Below are 14,291 nucleotides of genomic sequence, written 5' to 3'. Positions count from 1 at the left end.
ATTCCGTTAGCTGAAATTGGTTAAGCAATAATTAGTATCAATTATAATTTGGGTAGTTTTGGTGGATGAAGAAAACCATTTGTAGTATTGTCCTTCTTTTGATGTTCCACATTGCCTCAGCGCAAAACAATACGGTAACCGCTAAGCCATTTATTCTTGGTAATATAGAGACTATTAAATCTGTTACTCTTTCAGAGAATAGAACGCTTAATATTTATTTGCCGGAAGGATATAATCCGAAAGACAGCACCAAATATCCGGTGGTCTATTTGCTTGATGGGTCGGCAGACGAAGATTTCATACAAGTCGTAGGTTTATATCATTACAACAATTTTCCGTGGATTAACAGGGTTCCTAAATCAATCATTGTAGGAATAGCTAATGTGGATAGAAAAAGAGATTTTACCTATCCTACTACTATCAAGTCCGACCAAAAGACATATACCACTTCCGGTCATTCTGATAAATTTATAGCTTTTATTGAAAAAGAACTTCAGCCCTATATTGAAAAAAAATATCATACAAATTCTTCAAGAACCATTATAGGACAATCTCTAGGAGGACTGGTAGCAACTGAGATCCTATTGAAAAAACCAAAACTTTTCAACTCCTATATAATCATTAGCCCGAGCTTGTGGTGGGATAACGGTTCCTTATTTGGCTTGAATGGCGATATATTGGATAAAAGTTTTACGGATGAGACCAAAATTTATATAGGGGTAGGGAAAGAAGGCCTGGCCCCATCTGAGGCTCCTCATGTAATGGAGGTCGACGCCAATCTCCTTGCAGAAAAAATAAAAGGAACCAAAAGTGAAAATCTAAAAGTGTATTTTGACTATTTACCTAGCGAGGATCACGCCACAGTAACACATCAGGCAGTTTTTAATGCTTTGAGATTGTTAAATCCAAAACCCACCAATATTAAGTAGCCCGCTCTTTCAGGATTATTTTGTCTTTATATATTGAGTATTTTTCTTCTGTTTATAACGTGAAAACAAAACCAAATATAGCTGGTTGTGTTTCCAGCTATATCATATTAAATAAAGACTGATGAAAAAGATCTTAATTGTGCTTACATCTCACGAACAGATGGAAAATACAGATAGTAAAACAGGCGTCTGGCTCGGAGAATTTACAGATCCCTATTATGAATTTATAGATGCAGGATACCGGATTACGCTTGCGAGTCCGCTCGGTGGCAGGCCGCCAGTTGATCCGATGAGTGAATTGACTGAAAACATTACCGGTTCTAACCGGAGGTTTCAAGACGATGAAATCGCTAAAACTGCATTTGAGCGGACAAATGTGTTAAGTACGATTCATGCTGAAGACTATGATGCAGTATTTTATCCTGGCGGGCATGGCCCAATCTGGGATCTTGCTACAAATGAAGCCAGCGGGAAACTTATACTCGATTTCTATCATTCGGGAAAGCCCGTTGCAGCGGTGTGTCACGGTCCGGCTGCACTAATTAAAGCAGCGGAACTGCAGCCAGGATTTCTGACCGAAAGACATATCTCAGCTTTTACAAACACAGAAGAAACGATGGTTGGACGAAGTAATAAAATTCCGTATAAACTGGAAGATCGTCTCAAAGAATTGGGTGCAGAATTGCATTCCTCCGTAGTTCCTTTTATGAGCCATATAGAAGTTGATGGTTTACTGATAACCGGGCAGAATCCATTATCTGCGGGGCCAGCAGCCAAGGCTTTGATAACGCAGTTGGAAGCCCAGACGGAGGAAACCTCTTAATTAATCAGATATTCTGTCGGTTTTTTAGAAGGTTTAATGTTTTATCATCTTTGCTTCCGTCATAAAATTTATTCAATACTTGAATAAATACAGGGTTTGTCAATGGTATTTCTGCGAATAATGTCATGGAGGATTTGAGTTTTAGATCGTCTGGATGACCAAAAATAGTGTTTGGATCGTTTTCATTTAACTTTAATAGTTCATTACAAATTTCAACTAATCTGCTTCCCAGTAAAGGATGGCTTAAGTAGGTGTCTGCCTCGTTAAGATCGGCTAAAGCATAAAATTTTGAGGTCTCTGTATTTCCCAGTCCTTGTAATTGCGGGAATATATACCACATCCAATGACCCTGCTTTCTTCCTGCCTTAATCTCTTTTAGCGCTATCGGATAGTCTCTTTGCTGGGCATCAATAAATCTTTCTAAGTTTCCTTCTTTCATGATTATTTCAGTTTTTTTTTCTAACAAATAAATCCTGGTCTTGTTTAGTTTTAAAAATAGACGTTGAATTTGTTTAATCGCATTTTTTATATTTTGCTTTTAGCCCGGCCGACGTTTAATGATATTTAAATCTTAAACATATTTATGAAGAAGCGACTCCTTTCAGGGCTTAACCTGTTTATTACGACTGGTATTATTTGCTCATTTTTTCTGTTCCAATCTTGTAAGAAAAATCGCTCAGATATTGGTGAAATTGTCTTTAAGGAAACAAAAAACAAGGTTTTCAAAGATATACCAGATGAAAAAATGGCAACCTTTCTCAAAAAGGTATTGAATGCGAAGCAAGAACAATTGCGCAACCCCAAATTAATCACGTCATTTTATGAGCAAAATGGTTATGAACCTGTTCTTATTAAACGATACTTGCCGGATGGGCAACTAAAAGGGCTGACAAATTATCTTGCTAAAGCGGGAAACCACGGTTTAGCAGCCAGTATGTTTGATGCAAAATTATTCTCATCCCTAATAAACAGGGTTTATGATAAGAGTAAAGTTGCTGATATAGAAGATGCTTGCCAAACCCTCGAAGAGATGGAAATCGCGGCTGCAAATTCTTTAACGTCTTATAGTAATGCGATTGTATTTGGTGCAATAAGCCCAAAAAGAATTTATGCAAATTATTATACCCAGACCAGCCGTCCGCAGGACAACGATATGCTTAAACTTTTTGAACTGGATAATCTTAGTGAATATCTGGACAGCATTCAGCCTAAAGATAAATCGTATTTAGCCCTGCAAAAAGCCTTAAATGAAGGTGTTATCGCGCCTGGTATGAGCAAAGAAGAGACATCCAGACAACTGGCGGTAAATATGGAACGCATGCGATGGAAAGTTGAAAAAGGAGAGGGGAAAAGTGTCTGGGTGAATATTCCTGATTACCGTCTGGACGTTATGGAAAAAGGTACGTCATTATTGAATATGAAAGTCTGTGTCGGTGAGGGGAGAGATCTCAAAAAGACAGTGGATCTGAAGGAATATGATGAGCAGGATCTCAAGAAAGATCGTCCATTTTCCCGCGAGACGCCCCAATTATCCAGTATGATTTACAGCGTGCAGGTAAATCCAGTATGGAATATTCCGGAAAGCATTGCAACCAAAGAAATATCCAGGCATGCATCTGCAGACCGCTATTATCTATCTAATAATAACATAGACGTATACGAAAACGGTAAACTGATTAAAGATTCTGAGACCATTGACTGGTCTAATGGTTCCGCTGGAGGAAAGTATACATTTAAGCAACGTCCGGGTGAGGAAAATTCGCTTGGTAAAATTAAATTTCTGTTCAAGAATCAAAGTTCTGTATATCTACATGATACACCCGCAAAAGCAGCTTTTGATAAATCGGACAGAGCTTTGAGTCATGGGTGTATCAGATTAGAAAAACCATTGGAACTTGCGCAGCAATTATTTGGAGAGGGAGAAAAATTTCAACTGATTAAGAAAGAAATGGCACTAACGGCTAATCAAAAAGCAAAAGATATTGCTTTGCCCGTTAAAATACCGGTTCATCTCACCTATTTTACCTGCTGGGCAGACGAGTTAGGGGGTTTACAATTCAGAAAGGACATCTATGGACTCGACGTTGTATTGTATTCGTATTTAATGAAACTTGGACAGGGATAGCATTTAATTCGAATTATAAAAATCGGGCAAACAATTTCCAGTTTTTGTTCTTATATGTGCCTGAGTCTCGCCTGAATAAACAGGCACTCTCATTAACTTATGAGCCAAAACTTAATGCAAAGAATTGCTATCCTTGGTGGAGGACCTGCTGGTTTGTTTATGTATAAAAGACTTTTAGAGTCCGGTAATACAAACGTTGAGATACAAATTTTTGAAAGAAAAAGCTATTTGGGCGCGGGCATGCCATACAGTATTGAGGGGGCGAATTCCGAGCACATCACAAATGTCTCAGATAATGAGATTCCTGTCCTGTTCAGTTCTATTGAAGATTGGGTGAAGACTGCACCGGAGGAGATTTTAAACTTATTTGGCATCGATCCACTTAACTTTAATGAATACAAAGTTTTGCCACGCCTTTTTTTTGGTAAATATTTGTCAGCTCAGTTCGAATTACTCCGTCAGCAAGCGGAGAAAATCGGAATCCGTACAATCGTAAATTTGAATAGTGAGGTTACCGATATTATAGACCATCCTTCTCAGGGGAAGGTCGATGTTTTTATTGCAGATACCGGTAAGCAATCCTTCGATACAATTATAATTTGCACAGGGCACAATTGGCCAAAGAAATACGAGGGTAAGGTTTCTGGTTATTATGATTCACCTTATCCACCTAAAAAACTTGCGCTTCAACTCAATCATCCTGTTGGAATTAAAGGCTCTTCACTTACGGCTATTGATGCAATCAGGACTATGGCCCGGTTCAACGGAGAATTTGAAACTGATAATAATGGAAGGGTGAGTTATGTATTAAACTCAGATAGCCCGGAATTTCGTCTGGTGATGCATTCGCGAAATGGATTATTGCCGGCGATCCGTTTTCACCTGGAAGATTCACATTTGGGAAAAGAAGTGCTAATCAGTCGTCAGGAAATGAGAAATAACATTCAGCATAATGGTGGATTTATCTCATTGGACTATATTTTTGAAAAAAACTTCAAGCAGCTCTTTAGGGAAAAAGCTCCGGCATTCTATGCGAAAGTTAAGGATATGGCGCTAGAAGAATTCGTAGATACAATGATGGGTATGCGCGAAGAGATCGAGCCGTTTACGTTATTCCGAAAAGAATATGTGGAGGCCGAACAATCTATTGAAAGAGAGGAATCTATTTATTGGAAGGAGATGCTGGCAATATTGAGTTATGCCATGAATTATCCCGCTAAATATCTTTCTGCCGAAGATATGCAGAGACTGCAGAATGTGCTCATGCCACTTATTTCAATTGTAATCGCATTTGTACCACAGAGTTCTTGTAAAGAGTTGTTTGCGCTGCATGACGCTGGTGTTTTAAGTATTGTAGCAGTTGGCAATGAAAGTGAGGTTAGTCCTGGAGAAACAGGCGGCGCAGTCTATTTATATAAGGATGAAAGTGGAAATGATATCAGCATACATTTTCAGACTTTTGTCGATTGTGTTGGCCAACCGCATCTGTCATTTCAGGATTTCCCATTTAAAGGGCTGGTCAATGCCGGTGCAGTTAGCCCTGCGATGTTACAATTTCAATCTGAAGATGCCGGGAGGGCAGAGCAGGACAAGGGGAATGAAATGGTAATAAAAGATAATAATGAAAAGTATCACCTGATAGTGCCTGGTGTAACAATTAATGATAATTTCCAGATTATTGACCGTTATGGTAAAACTAATGAGCGGATTTATATTATGGCTGTGCCCTATATTGGTGGATTTAACCCCGATTATTCAGGCATAGATTTTTGCGAAGCAGCGTCTGAAACTATTATGAAAAGCCTTTCAGGAAATGAAGCACCGGAACTGGTATAATTCAGGTCTATGTACCTGAATCCCTTTTCCGGCCATTTCTGCGTTGTTTGGTTACTTTTTCGGTAGCGCTGGTAAGCTTTTTAATATATATATGTTTGATATTTGGCTTACCACTATCTCTTTCATCTACTTCAAAACGGTTCGTGCTTTTAATCAGCGGAAGCAGTTTTGAAAATCCATAGTTCCTGGAATCAAAGTCAGGTTTTTTCTTAATCATAAGGTTGCCTAAATCACCAAGATATGCCCATCCGTCCTCGTCTGCCAAATCTGTTATACTGTCCGTGAATAATTTAATAATTGATGGGTCTACTTTATTCAGTGGCTGTATTGCAGTTGTCTTATTAATTGATGTTTCCGGAGACGAACTAACCTCTTCTGATGGAACCGGATTTCGGTTAAGAATTTCTATGTAAATAAACTTATCGCACGCTGTAATAAATGGGAGCAAAGTCTTTTTTTCTCCTATACCAATCACTTTCATTCCTGCTTCCCTAAGCCTTGTTGCCAGACGGGTAAAGTCGCTGTCGCTTGACACAATACAAAAACCATCAACTTTACCGGTATAAAGAATATCCATGGCGTCGATAATAAGTGCACTATCACTCGAGTTTTTTCCACTTGAATAACTATACTGCTGGATAGGCGTAATTGCATTTTCCAGCAGAACTTTTTTCCAACCTGAAACGGTTGGTTTTGTCCAATCGGCATAGATTCTTTTAAAAGTTGGTGTACCATATTTTGCAATCTCTTCGAACATTTCTTTTACGTTGGCGTAGGGTACATTATCGGCATCAATTAATACCGCAAGCTTTAAATCTCTGTCAATTTTCATAGTATAAACTGGTAAGTCTTGATAAGATACATTTTTTGACTCAAATATGCTGGAGATTGGTCCTTAAATACGAAAAGCAGGGTAATAAACCCTGCTTTTCGTTAAATACACATTTTGGGAATAAACCCTACATGTGCGAATTATAAGCTACATAAGCTCCTATTAACATGGATACTAAGAAAATCCAAAAAGCAAATGTGATTACGTTCTTTTTATTTTTTATTAAATCCATAATAATATATTTTAGTTTTTAATTTAATGCCCAGTCCAGAGCTTTATACAAGCCGTACCCGGCAAGACCCCCTGCAACAGCAGATCCTACATAGATTGCGCCAACTACAAGAAGAGGAGCAATTCCGCCTTCCGTTTCCGTCAGTTCTTCCTGACTTAAACTATTTAAAGAAAAGATTTTCTCATCAATTGCTTCTAATGAATTCATAGGTATTAGGTTTAAATGATAAAATAGGTTAATTTTTAAATTATTGTGCGGCTACTGCGGCGCCTATGCCCATTCCGGCTAGAAAAACTGCACCCGCACCACCAGCTACCTGTGCAGCTGTAAATGAAACACCCCAAATTACAAGAGGAATAAAACCTCCGTCAGTGTTCATTAAATTGTCTGAATCTAATTCTTCTACGTTTAATGTCGCTAATTGTAAATTTTCCATTTTTTTTAATTTAAAATTTAAGTTTCTACTCTGTTAAAGGTTTTCGAAATTCCCTTGTGTTGATCAACATATCTAAATTAGCTTTACTCAATGCACAAAAAAAGCATTGGGAAAATTATTTGAAAAAAAAGATTGACCAGCAGATATGGCTTTTAGATCTGCTTCTTCAATGGATTCAATCTGGATTTTGATCTGGAATGAATATTCATATTTATAGTAATAACTACAGCAGATTCTATCGAAACATATCGGCGCACCTTTAATTTTCATATATTCTACCATCCTTGCTAATCTGGATACCGAAATGTTTAATCTTTTAGCCAATTCACTTGGGGTTCCGGTTCTTCTTTGCTTTATTAACTTATCAATCAGATTAATTCTGTCGATATACTTAAATAGTTGCATAATGTTGTTTTTAAAGATTAGATTTTTCAATTAACTGTCTCACTTATATAATAATTTAAAAGCTTTTTATTGAAATAGCAGCTGTACTTCGAACTGATCAGATCACTCTGGGACTGCAGGTAGTTGTTCCTGGAATTATTTAAATCATATATCGTGCTGCGTCCCGCTTCGTAACTCTTCTCGGTGTACTCCAAGGCAATTTTACTACTGCTAACGACTTCCTTTGCCGCTAAATATTTCTGATAATTGGATAGCCAGTCAAAGTAGGCACTTTCGACTTCTATTCGGATATTCTCTTTCTCTAGCTTCTGTTGGTTTAGCATTTGGTTTTTCAGGAAGTCATTTTGTTTAATCTGAAGCTCAGTTTTTCGTCTGTTATAAATAGGTATATTTATAGTAAGTGCTATTTGCTGAGCGAAGTTGTCCTTTGTCTGCCTGAAAAAGTTGAAATGCTGCCCTGCACCGATAGCGCTGAAATTGGTTGTACCCAATGTTGCCCTTCCGGATACAGTAGGGTAGTACTGTGTTCTGAGAAGTTCAGTATCGTATTCTACTCCCTTGATCAGGTCAGTATATTTTAACAGAGACGGCTGCACGCGATAAGATTTCTCCAGTAAATGCTGGCGGTTATAAATCATTGCATTAATTTCAGTCTCGCTGACTTCGCTATTCTGTATTTCAAATGAAGTATAATCATTTAGCTGAAGTAACTGCGCTAACTGCATTAGTGATCTTTTTACATCTATTCGAGAAGATTCAAGTTTTTGCTTTTCACGTGCAAGATTTGCCTGTGCCTCATACTGGACAGTAAGCGCAGTACTTCCAGCCTTTGTTGTAATTACGGCTTTTTCAAATTGTCTGGATGAATAACTTACGGCAGCTTCGGTCATTTTCACAATCTCCTTGTTTAGTAATACGTTAAGGTACTCCTGTATAACTTCAATAATTAAATTTCTGTTTTCTATTTTTACATCAAATTCAGATAATCTAACATCTATTTTAGACCGCTCTATCTGTTTTTTAAGCTTTCCCTTGTTGAAAATCGTGATTTCGGAAGCAACACCCATGCTGTTATTCAGGTTATCATTTCTTTGTGTATTACCAAAAACATCTTGTGATTGCCCGAAATTCGAGTATGCATTTACATAGCCATTTATATCGGGTAATCTTGAGTTTTTGGCCTGTTTGACACCTATTTGTTTAATATCATTTTCGATCCTCTTATTTTTAATATTCAGATTATTTTCTTCAGCGTACCTAATACAGTCGAGTAAACTCCATGTTTTTTGGGCAAACATGATATTTTGAATCCCCAATAATATGGTTATAATCAGATAAACTCTTAACATGCGATCTTAGTTTGAAAGTGATAAACTTTGTTTGCGCCACATCTCTTTATAAAATTCCCCGCTTTCTAACAGCTCCTTATGAGACCCTTGCTCCAGAATCTGACCATCTTTTAATACATATATAATATCTGCATGTGCAATTGTACTCAGTCTGTGGGCTATAATAATCATAGTCTTTCCCTGGTCTTTAAAGGCTTTGAGTGTTTTTTGAATTATTTGTTCTGACTCTGTGTCGAGAGAAGAAGTAGCCTCATCCAATATCAAAATCTCCGGATTTTTATACAGTGCTCTTGCGATAGCAATACGCTGTTTCTGGCCACCTGATAATAATGCGCCGTTTTCTCCTAAATAGGTCTGAAAACCATTCGGTAGTTTTTCTATAAAAGACAGTATACCAATACTTTTGGAGATATCTAAAATCCGCTGGACATCGGGAAAGTCTTCTCCGACAGCAATGTTTTCGATAACATTGCCTGAAAATAAATCAATCTGCTGAGGTACTACCGATACCATATTCCTCAATGAGAAATTGGAGATATAATTGACGTCGTAATCGCCTATTAATAATTTCCCTTCTTTAATTGCATACAAATTTTGAAGCAACGCAGCGATAGTCGTTTTACCAGAACCACTTTCCCCGACAATTGCAGATGTTTTACCTTTTTCAAATACACAGTTAAACTTCTTGAATATATCGGCCCTGGATCCATAGCTGAACGAAACATCTCTGAAATAGATATTACCTACATTTTCAGGCTTTAAATCGATTTTATCCTGTTCATTTTCTTCTCGGTCAAGATCCATAATTTCAAACAGACGGTCGGAAGCGATCAATGCATTTTGAATTGTTTTGTTCATGCCGATCAATTGTGAAACCGGACCTGTAAAATAGCCTATCAATGCATAGAATGATAGAAGCTCCCCAGGGGTGATCACACGGTCAATTACATATTTTGCTCCAAACCACATTAATATTATAGTAGATAAACGGGACAGGAAATCTGCCGCATTTGCCGAGAACAGGCTATTCATTACAGATTTATAGATCGTTTTTAATAAAAGGCTGAATCTGGTATCGGTCTTATTATTGGAATATCCTTCTACACCGAAAGTTTTGATCGTTCTGATTGCATTCAGAGACTCTACCAAATGCGATTCGAGTTCAGCACCTTCTTCCATCAATCGACGTTCTACCTTTTTATTCAGTTTATTGGAAATCCAGTATACTAGGAAGTAGAAGGGAATAACGATTGCAATTATCAGTGCAAGTTTCCAATAGTAGGTGAACATGAGAACGAAAGAGAAAATAATGATAAAAATATTAACAAGCATCTGAATAGATACATCATTAATAAATGCTCTTATTTTTACTGCATCATTGACACGTGAGATTATTTCACCAACCTTCATTGTATCAAAAAATCTCTGTGGCAACGTTAAAAGATGTTTATAATATCCCAGGATGAGGTATCTGTCTATGCGCTGACCAGTTTGAAGAATCAAAATACTTTTAAAAGAGCCTATAAAAATCTGGAATAGCAAGATGATCACCATGCCTCCCGATAGCAGGTTTAACAGACGTGTATTACCATCAATCAGTACATAATCAGTAATTTTCTCAATATAAATGGAAGTAGACAAACCCAGGATTGTATACACAATGGCGCCGAAAATAGCCTGGAAAACAATAGATTTATGTGGTTGTATAAGATTCCAGAATCTACTGAAATTATTAGTTTTCTCATTTCTCTGCTCAAAGTATTCATTAGGTTCCAGCAGGATCAATACCCCAGTCCAGACTTTAGCAAACTCCTCAACTGTATACTTTACCAGCTTGCCGTAAGCAGGGTCCATTACTGTTACAATACCTTTATCTACTTTATAGATTACCACATAATGATGTAATTGCTGCTGTACCACTATGTGTGCGATAGCAGGCAGAGGTATTTTATCTAAAGCATCTACACCACCTTTAACACCTTTAGCATTAAACCCCATGTTGTTCAAACCCTGGATCATGCCCAGTACGTTTGTTCCTCTGGTATCAGTATGACAGAGCTGTCTTATTTTAGCAATAGGCAATTTCAGACCATAATTCGCACCAACAGAAGACAAACAGGCGGCTCCGCAATCTTTTATATCATGTTGTTTGATCAGACAACCTTTCTGCATGTTCTTATATTATTTTGGGGTTAAACCAATCATCTACTTTATCAAATAATAACTGCCAGAGCGTACGGTCGATCAGATAGAATCTAGCGGTAAAAGTCTGCCCCTTGGTTATATTTCCTTTATATCCATTTTTTAGTTCCAGAAAATCTTTGTCTATAGTACACCTGACCTTGAAGAAATGCTCACCTGTCTGAGAATTTGAAACGATATTTTTGTCGACATCAAAAACATCACCATCAACCATTCCCCATTGGTTGTAATTATAGGTGTCTATCTGAAATTTGACTTTTTGTCCTTTTTTAATAAATCCGATATTGGAAGGGGAGACCATACATTCGGCAATTATTTTGTCTTCAGGAGATATTTCTACTATTTCCTGACCCTGCAGTAAATAGTTACCTTGTTTTACACCAGAATAATTTACCAAACGGCCATTAACGGGTGACTTAATTATATAATTATTAATTTCAATATTCACACCTCTCAGATCTGTATTTACAGAATTAAGGTTCCTCTGAATATCAAATTTCTGCGCCTGCCATTGTGCGAGTTGTTGCTGTTCAATAGATCTCTTCTGAACAACCAGCTGCTCATAGTTAAACAGGCTTTTCTCATATTCAGCTTCCGGGATCACACCCTGCTGAAAAAGATGTTTATTCCTTTGCAGCTCTTTGCCAGAGAGCTTACGTTGTGTCTCAATTTCTGCTAGCTTTTCTAGCATTGCTGACAGCTCTTTTTGATATTGACCGGTAGTTAACCCCGTATATTGCTTGCTAACCAGTTTGGTTAAATCTGAGTATTGGCTGGAGTAGTCACTCAATAACCGGTTATGGTGATTTTCCTGATTAACAAGTTCATCAGAAATAATGACAAGGAGGGTGTCGTTCTTTTTAACTAACTGGTTGTTATTTATTATTTTACTTTTTACAACTTTTCCACTCACGAGTGAAACCACTTTCGTGTTCTCTTGTTCAGGTCGGATAATACCTCTGGAAGATACGGAGATTGGAACCCTGACAATGGGTAACAGGAACAGAATTAAAACAATAAATACTAATACTCCTAGGTAGATTATGCGCGTTTTCACAGGATATACAGATCAATTAGATACTGAAAATTAAAACAAAAATACTGCCAATTACTAAATTTAGCTATTAAACAATATTTGATGTTACAACAGATAAAAAATATTTATTGACTATACTTGTCTGTTTTTCAGTAAGTTGAGGAAAGCCTGCGTTTTAAATTGCGGAGAATTAATTGGTGTTTTTAAACTAGTGTTTTGATAGATTTTTTTGCAAAATGCTGAAGGAGTATATAGTTTTTTGAAAAACTATACAGTTTTATAATCGGTTTTATTCACCAGTTGGGTATTGAGTAATTATCCTCAGTAGGAATAAAACTATAGTAAGCTTTATAATATTCTGTGAAATATTTAGCTGCAATCTGACCTTTACCATTTATGGTGGAAGAAATCCCGATGATGATATCATCTTTTTCAAGAAGGAAATAATCATAAGAAAACTGTTTCCTTGGTGTTACCCAGCGTTGCAAAACCATCTTATCGTTTTCAATCTTATAGTAACCTTCAAACAAAGTCGCGCTTCCTTTTTTCTTGCTTTCTTCGATCCGTTCGTTAAATGCCTGGACGTAAGCTTCACAAGTGGTGAGTTTGTGTTCCGGATCTAAAATCAGGTTTACTTGTCCGCCTGGGTAAAACTTATAGATTTTTCGTTCAGTTGCAACTCTTTCAGTACCTCCGTTTTGATTGGTCCAGATTTTTACCAGGACATATACACCATCAGTTCTTAATGGAGAGGTGTTTACTAGTTCAAAATCAGGGTTATAAAGGGAATAATCAGCTTTGGTCATATGTTTCCGGTATCCACAGGATATAAATACAGTGACTAATAAAAGAGTAAATATTGATTTTATCATGCATGCTTGATAAGTGGTGCTTTCAGATTATTAAAAGGATATTTCCTGTTTTTTACTTAGAATTATATCGTCAACGTAAAATACAATAATATATAATCAATGTTAAAAATTCAGGTCATTTGTCTGCTGTATCTGGCTTGGCAGGCAATTAAACCGGCAGTGGGAGCGTTCGTTCGATCTTTAACTTATATTTGACAAAATATCTAAAAGATGAATGAAACGCCAAAGCGCTTCGATAGAATTATAGCGATCCTTATTCAATTACAATCTAAAAGAATTGTTAAAGCACATGAGTTAGCGGAACGGTTTGAGGTTAGTTTGCGTACAATTTACCGGGATATTAGAACTTTGGAAGCATCAGGCGTTCCATTGTACAGTGAGGCTGGAATTGGTTACTCTCTGCTGGAAGGCTACCGTTTACCTCCCGTTATGTTTACACGTGAAGAGGCCAGTAGTTTTATTGCTGCTGAGAAACTGATGCAAAAATTTATCGATAAAGAGCTTGGCAGTCACTATGCATCAGCGACTTTCAAGTTGAAAGCCGTTTTGCACAACTCAGATAAAGATTGGGTTTCCAGTATCGAATCCAATGTCCTGATGCAACCTGCATCCCAATTGTTTAACGAAAAATCGCCCAATACTTTAGCTTTGCTTTTTAAAAGCATCGCTGAGAAGAGCCAGGTTATCTTGCAGTATAAAACGGCCGATGCAGAAGAAACTATTGAAAGAACTATAGAACCTGTAGGAGTTTTTCATGATAACAATAACTGGTATACGCTGGGGTATTGTCATCTGCGTAATGATTACAGGCAGTTTCGGGCAGATAGGATTCAGGAGATTTATACAACAGAAATACCATTTACCATCGTACATCAGCCACTCGAAACATATTTAAAAAAGGATAAATCAATCTGTCCGACTACTAAAGTGCGGATATTGGTTGATAAAAAGATAGCGAAATATCTTGAATACGAGAAAAAATATCACGGCCTTGTATCCGAGCAGATAATTGGGTCAAATATAGAAATGACTTTTCTTTCACCGGATTTAGAAAATGGTTTTGCGCGTTGGTTTCTGATGTTTGGAGATTATGCCATTATCTTAGAGCCCGAACGTTTAAAGACAAGAGTTTCAGCGCTACTGGATAAAATGCAGTCTGATATAAAGAAGGACTCCACAAGTACTTAATCCGAAGAAGACTAATGATCTTTCAA

The 14,291-nt window shown here is 37.2% G+C and carries 14 protein-coding genes; 5 read left to right on the top strand and 9 right to left on the bottom strand.

Annotated elements, in window-relative coordinates; translation table 11 throughout:
* Positions 1-65: 65 nt before the first annotated feature.
* Positions 66-929, top strand: coding sequence for an alpha/beta hydrolase (locus BLR53_RS02965; protein ID WP_074587004.1), 864 nt, complete (start codon positions 66-68; stop codon positions 927-929).
* A 121-nt stretch (positions 930-1,050) separates the two neighbouring features.
* Positions 1,051-1,752 carry a type 1 glutamine amidotransferase domain-containing protein gene (locus BLR53_RS02960; protein WP_074587002.1) on the top strand — a complete coding sequence of 234 codons (702 nt, stop codon included), beginning with the start codon at positions 1,051-1,053 and terminating at the stop codon, positions 1,750-1,752.
* 4 nt (positions 1,753-1,756) lie between these two features.
* On the opposite strand, the gene BLR53_RS02955 is transcribed toward BLR53_RS02960, so the two are convergent.
* Positions 1,757-2,191 carry a DUF1810 domain-containing protein gene (locus BLR53_RS02955; RefSeq protein ID WP_074587000.1) on the bottom strand — a complete coding sequence of 145 codons (435 nt, stop codon included), beginning with the start codon at positions 2,189-2,191 and terminating at the stop codon, positions 1,757-1,759.
* A 144-nt stretch (positions 2,192-2,335) separates the two neighbouring features.
* Between BLR53_RS02955 and BLR53_RS02950 the strand changes: the two genes are divergently transcribed.
* The gene (locus BLR53_RS02950; protein WP_083331976.1) at positions 2,336-3,877 is read left to right on the top strand and encodes a L,D-transpeptidase family protein; all 1,542 of its coding nucleotides are present in this window, start codon (positions 2,336-2,338) and stop codon (positions 3,875-3,877) included.
* Between the two features lie 99 nt (positions 3,878-3,976).
* Entirely contained in the window at positions 3,977-5,713 is a 1,737-nt protein-coding gene (locus BLR53_RS02945) for an FAD/NAD(P)-binding protein (protein WP_074586992.1), read from the top strand.
* 7 nt (positions 5,714-5,720) lie between these two features.
* On the opposite strand, the gene BLR53_RS02940 is transcribed toward BLR53_RS02945, so the two are convergent.
* The 8 genes from BLR53_RS02940 to BLR53_RS02905 form a co-directional block, all read right to left on the bottom strand.
* A complete protein-coding gene (locus BLR53_RS02940) occupies positions 5,721-6,545 on the bottom strand; it encodes an NYN domain-containing protein (protein WP_081857494.1) in 825 nt (274 codons plus the stop codon).
* A gap of 250 nt (positions 6,546-6,795) precedes the next feature.
* The gene (locus BLR53_RS02935; RefSeq protein ID WP_037440062.1) at positions 6,796-6,984 is read right to left on the bottom strand and encodes a class IIb bacteriocin, lactobin A/cerein 7B family; all 189 of its coding nucleotides are present in this window, start codon (positions 6,982-6,984) and stop codon (positions 6,796-6,798) included.
* Positions 6,985-7,024: 40 nt separating this feature from the next.
* Positions 7,025-7,213 carry a hypothetical protein gene (locus tag BLR53_RS02930; RefSeq protein ID WP_037440060.1) on the bottom strand — a complete coding sequence of 63 codons (189 nt, stop codon included), beginning with the start codon at positions 7,211-7,213 and terminating at the stop codon, positions 7,025-7,027.
* 87 nt (positions 7,214-7,300) lie between these two features.
* On the bottom strand, positions 7,301-7,618 hold the full coding sequence (locus BLR53_RS02925; RefSeq protein ID WP_074963857.1) for a hypothetical protein: 318 nt from the start codon (positions 7,616-7,618) through the stop codon (positions 7,301-7,303).
* Between the two features lie 26 nt (positions 7,619-7,644).
* Positions 7,645-8,967 carry a TolC family protein gene (locus BLR53_RS02920; RefSeq protein WP_074586988.1) on the bottom strand — a complete coding sequence of 441 codons (1,323 nt, stop codon included), beginning with the start codon at positions 8,965-8,967 and terminating at the stop codon, positions 7,645-7,647.
* A gap of 6 nt (positions 8,968-8,973) precedes the next feature.
* The gene (locus BLR53_RS02915) at positions 8,974-11,139 is read right to left on the bottom strand and encodes a peptidase domain-containing ABC transporter (RefSeq protein ID WP_074586985.1); all 2,166 of its coding nucleotides are present in this window, start codon (positions 11,137-11,139) and stop codon (positions 8,974-8,976) included.
* Positions 11,140-11,143: 4 nt separating this feature from the next.
* On the bottom strand, positions 11,144-12,226 hold the full coding sequence (locus BLR53_RS02910) for an HlyD family secretion protein (protein WP_037440054.1): 1,083 nt from the start codon (positions 12,224-12,226) through the stop codon (positions 11,144-11,146).
* Positions 12,227-12,498: 272 nt separating this feature from the next.
* Positions 12,499-13,077: a hypothetical protein gene (locus BLR53_RS02905; RefSeq protein ID WP_074586982.1), complete on the bottom strand. Its 579-nt coding sequence runs from the start codon at positions 13,075-13,077 to the stop codon at positions 12,499-12,501.
* A gap of 210 nt (positions 13,078-13,287) precedes the next feature.
* Here BLR53_RS02905 and BLR53_RS02900 point away from each other — a divergent pair, with 210 nt between their 5' ends.
* Positions 13,288-14,265, top strand: a complete 978-nt coding sequence (locus tag BLR53_RS02900; RefSeq protein WP_074586979.1) for a helix-turn-helix transcriptional regulator — start codon at positions 13,288-13,290, stop codon at positions 14,263-14,265.
* Positions 14,266-14,291 lie beyond the last annotated feature (26 nt).

The organism is Pedobacter antarcticus (assembly GCF_900103515.1).
In the GTDB taxonomy this organism is placed as follows: domain Bacteria; phylum Bacteroidota; class Bacteroidia; order Sphingobacteriales; family Sphingobacteriaceae; genus Pedobacter; species Pedobacter antarcticus.
This window is presented reverse-complemented; position numbering and strand designations above follow the sequence as displayed.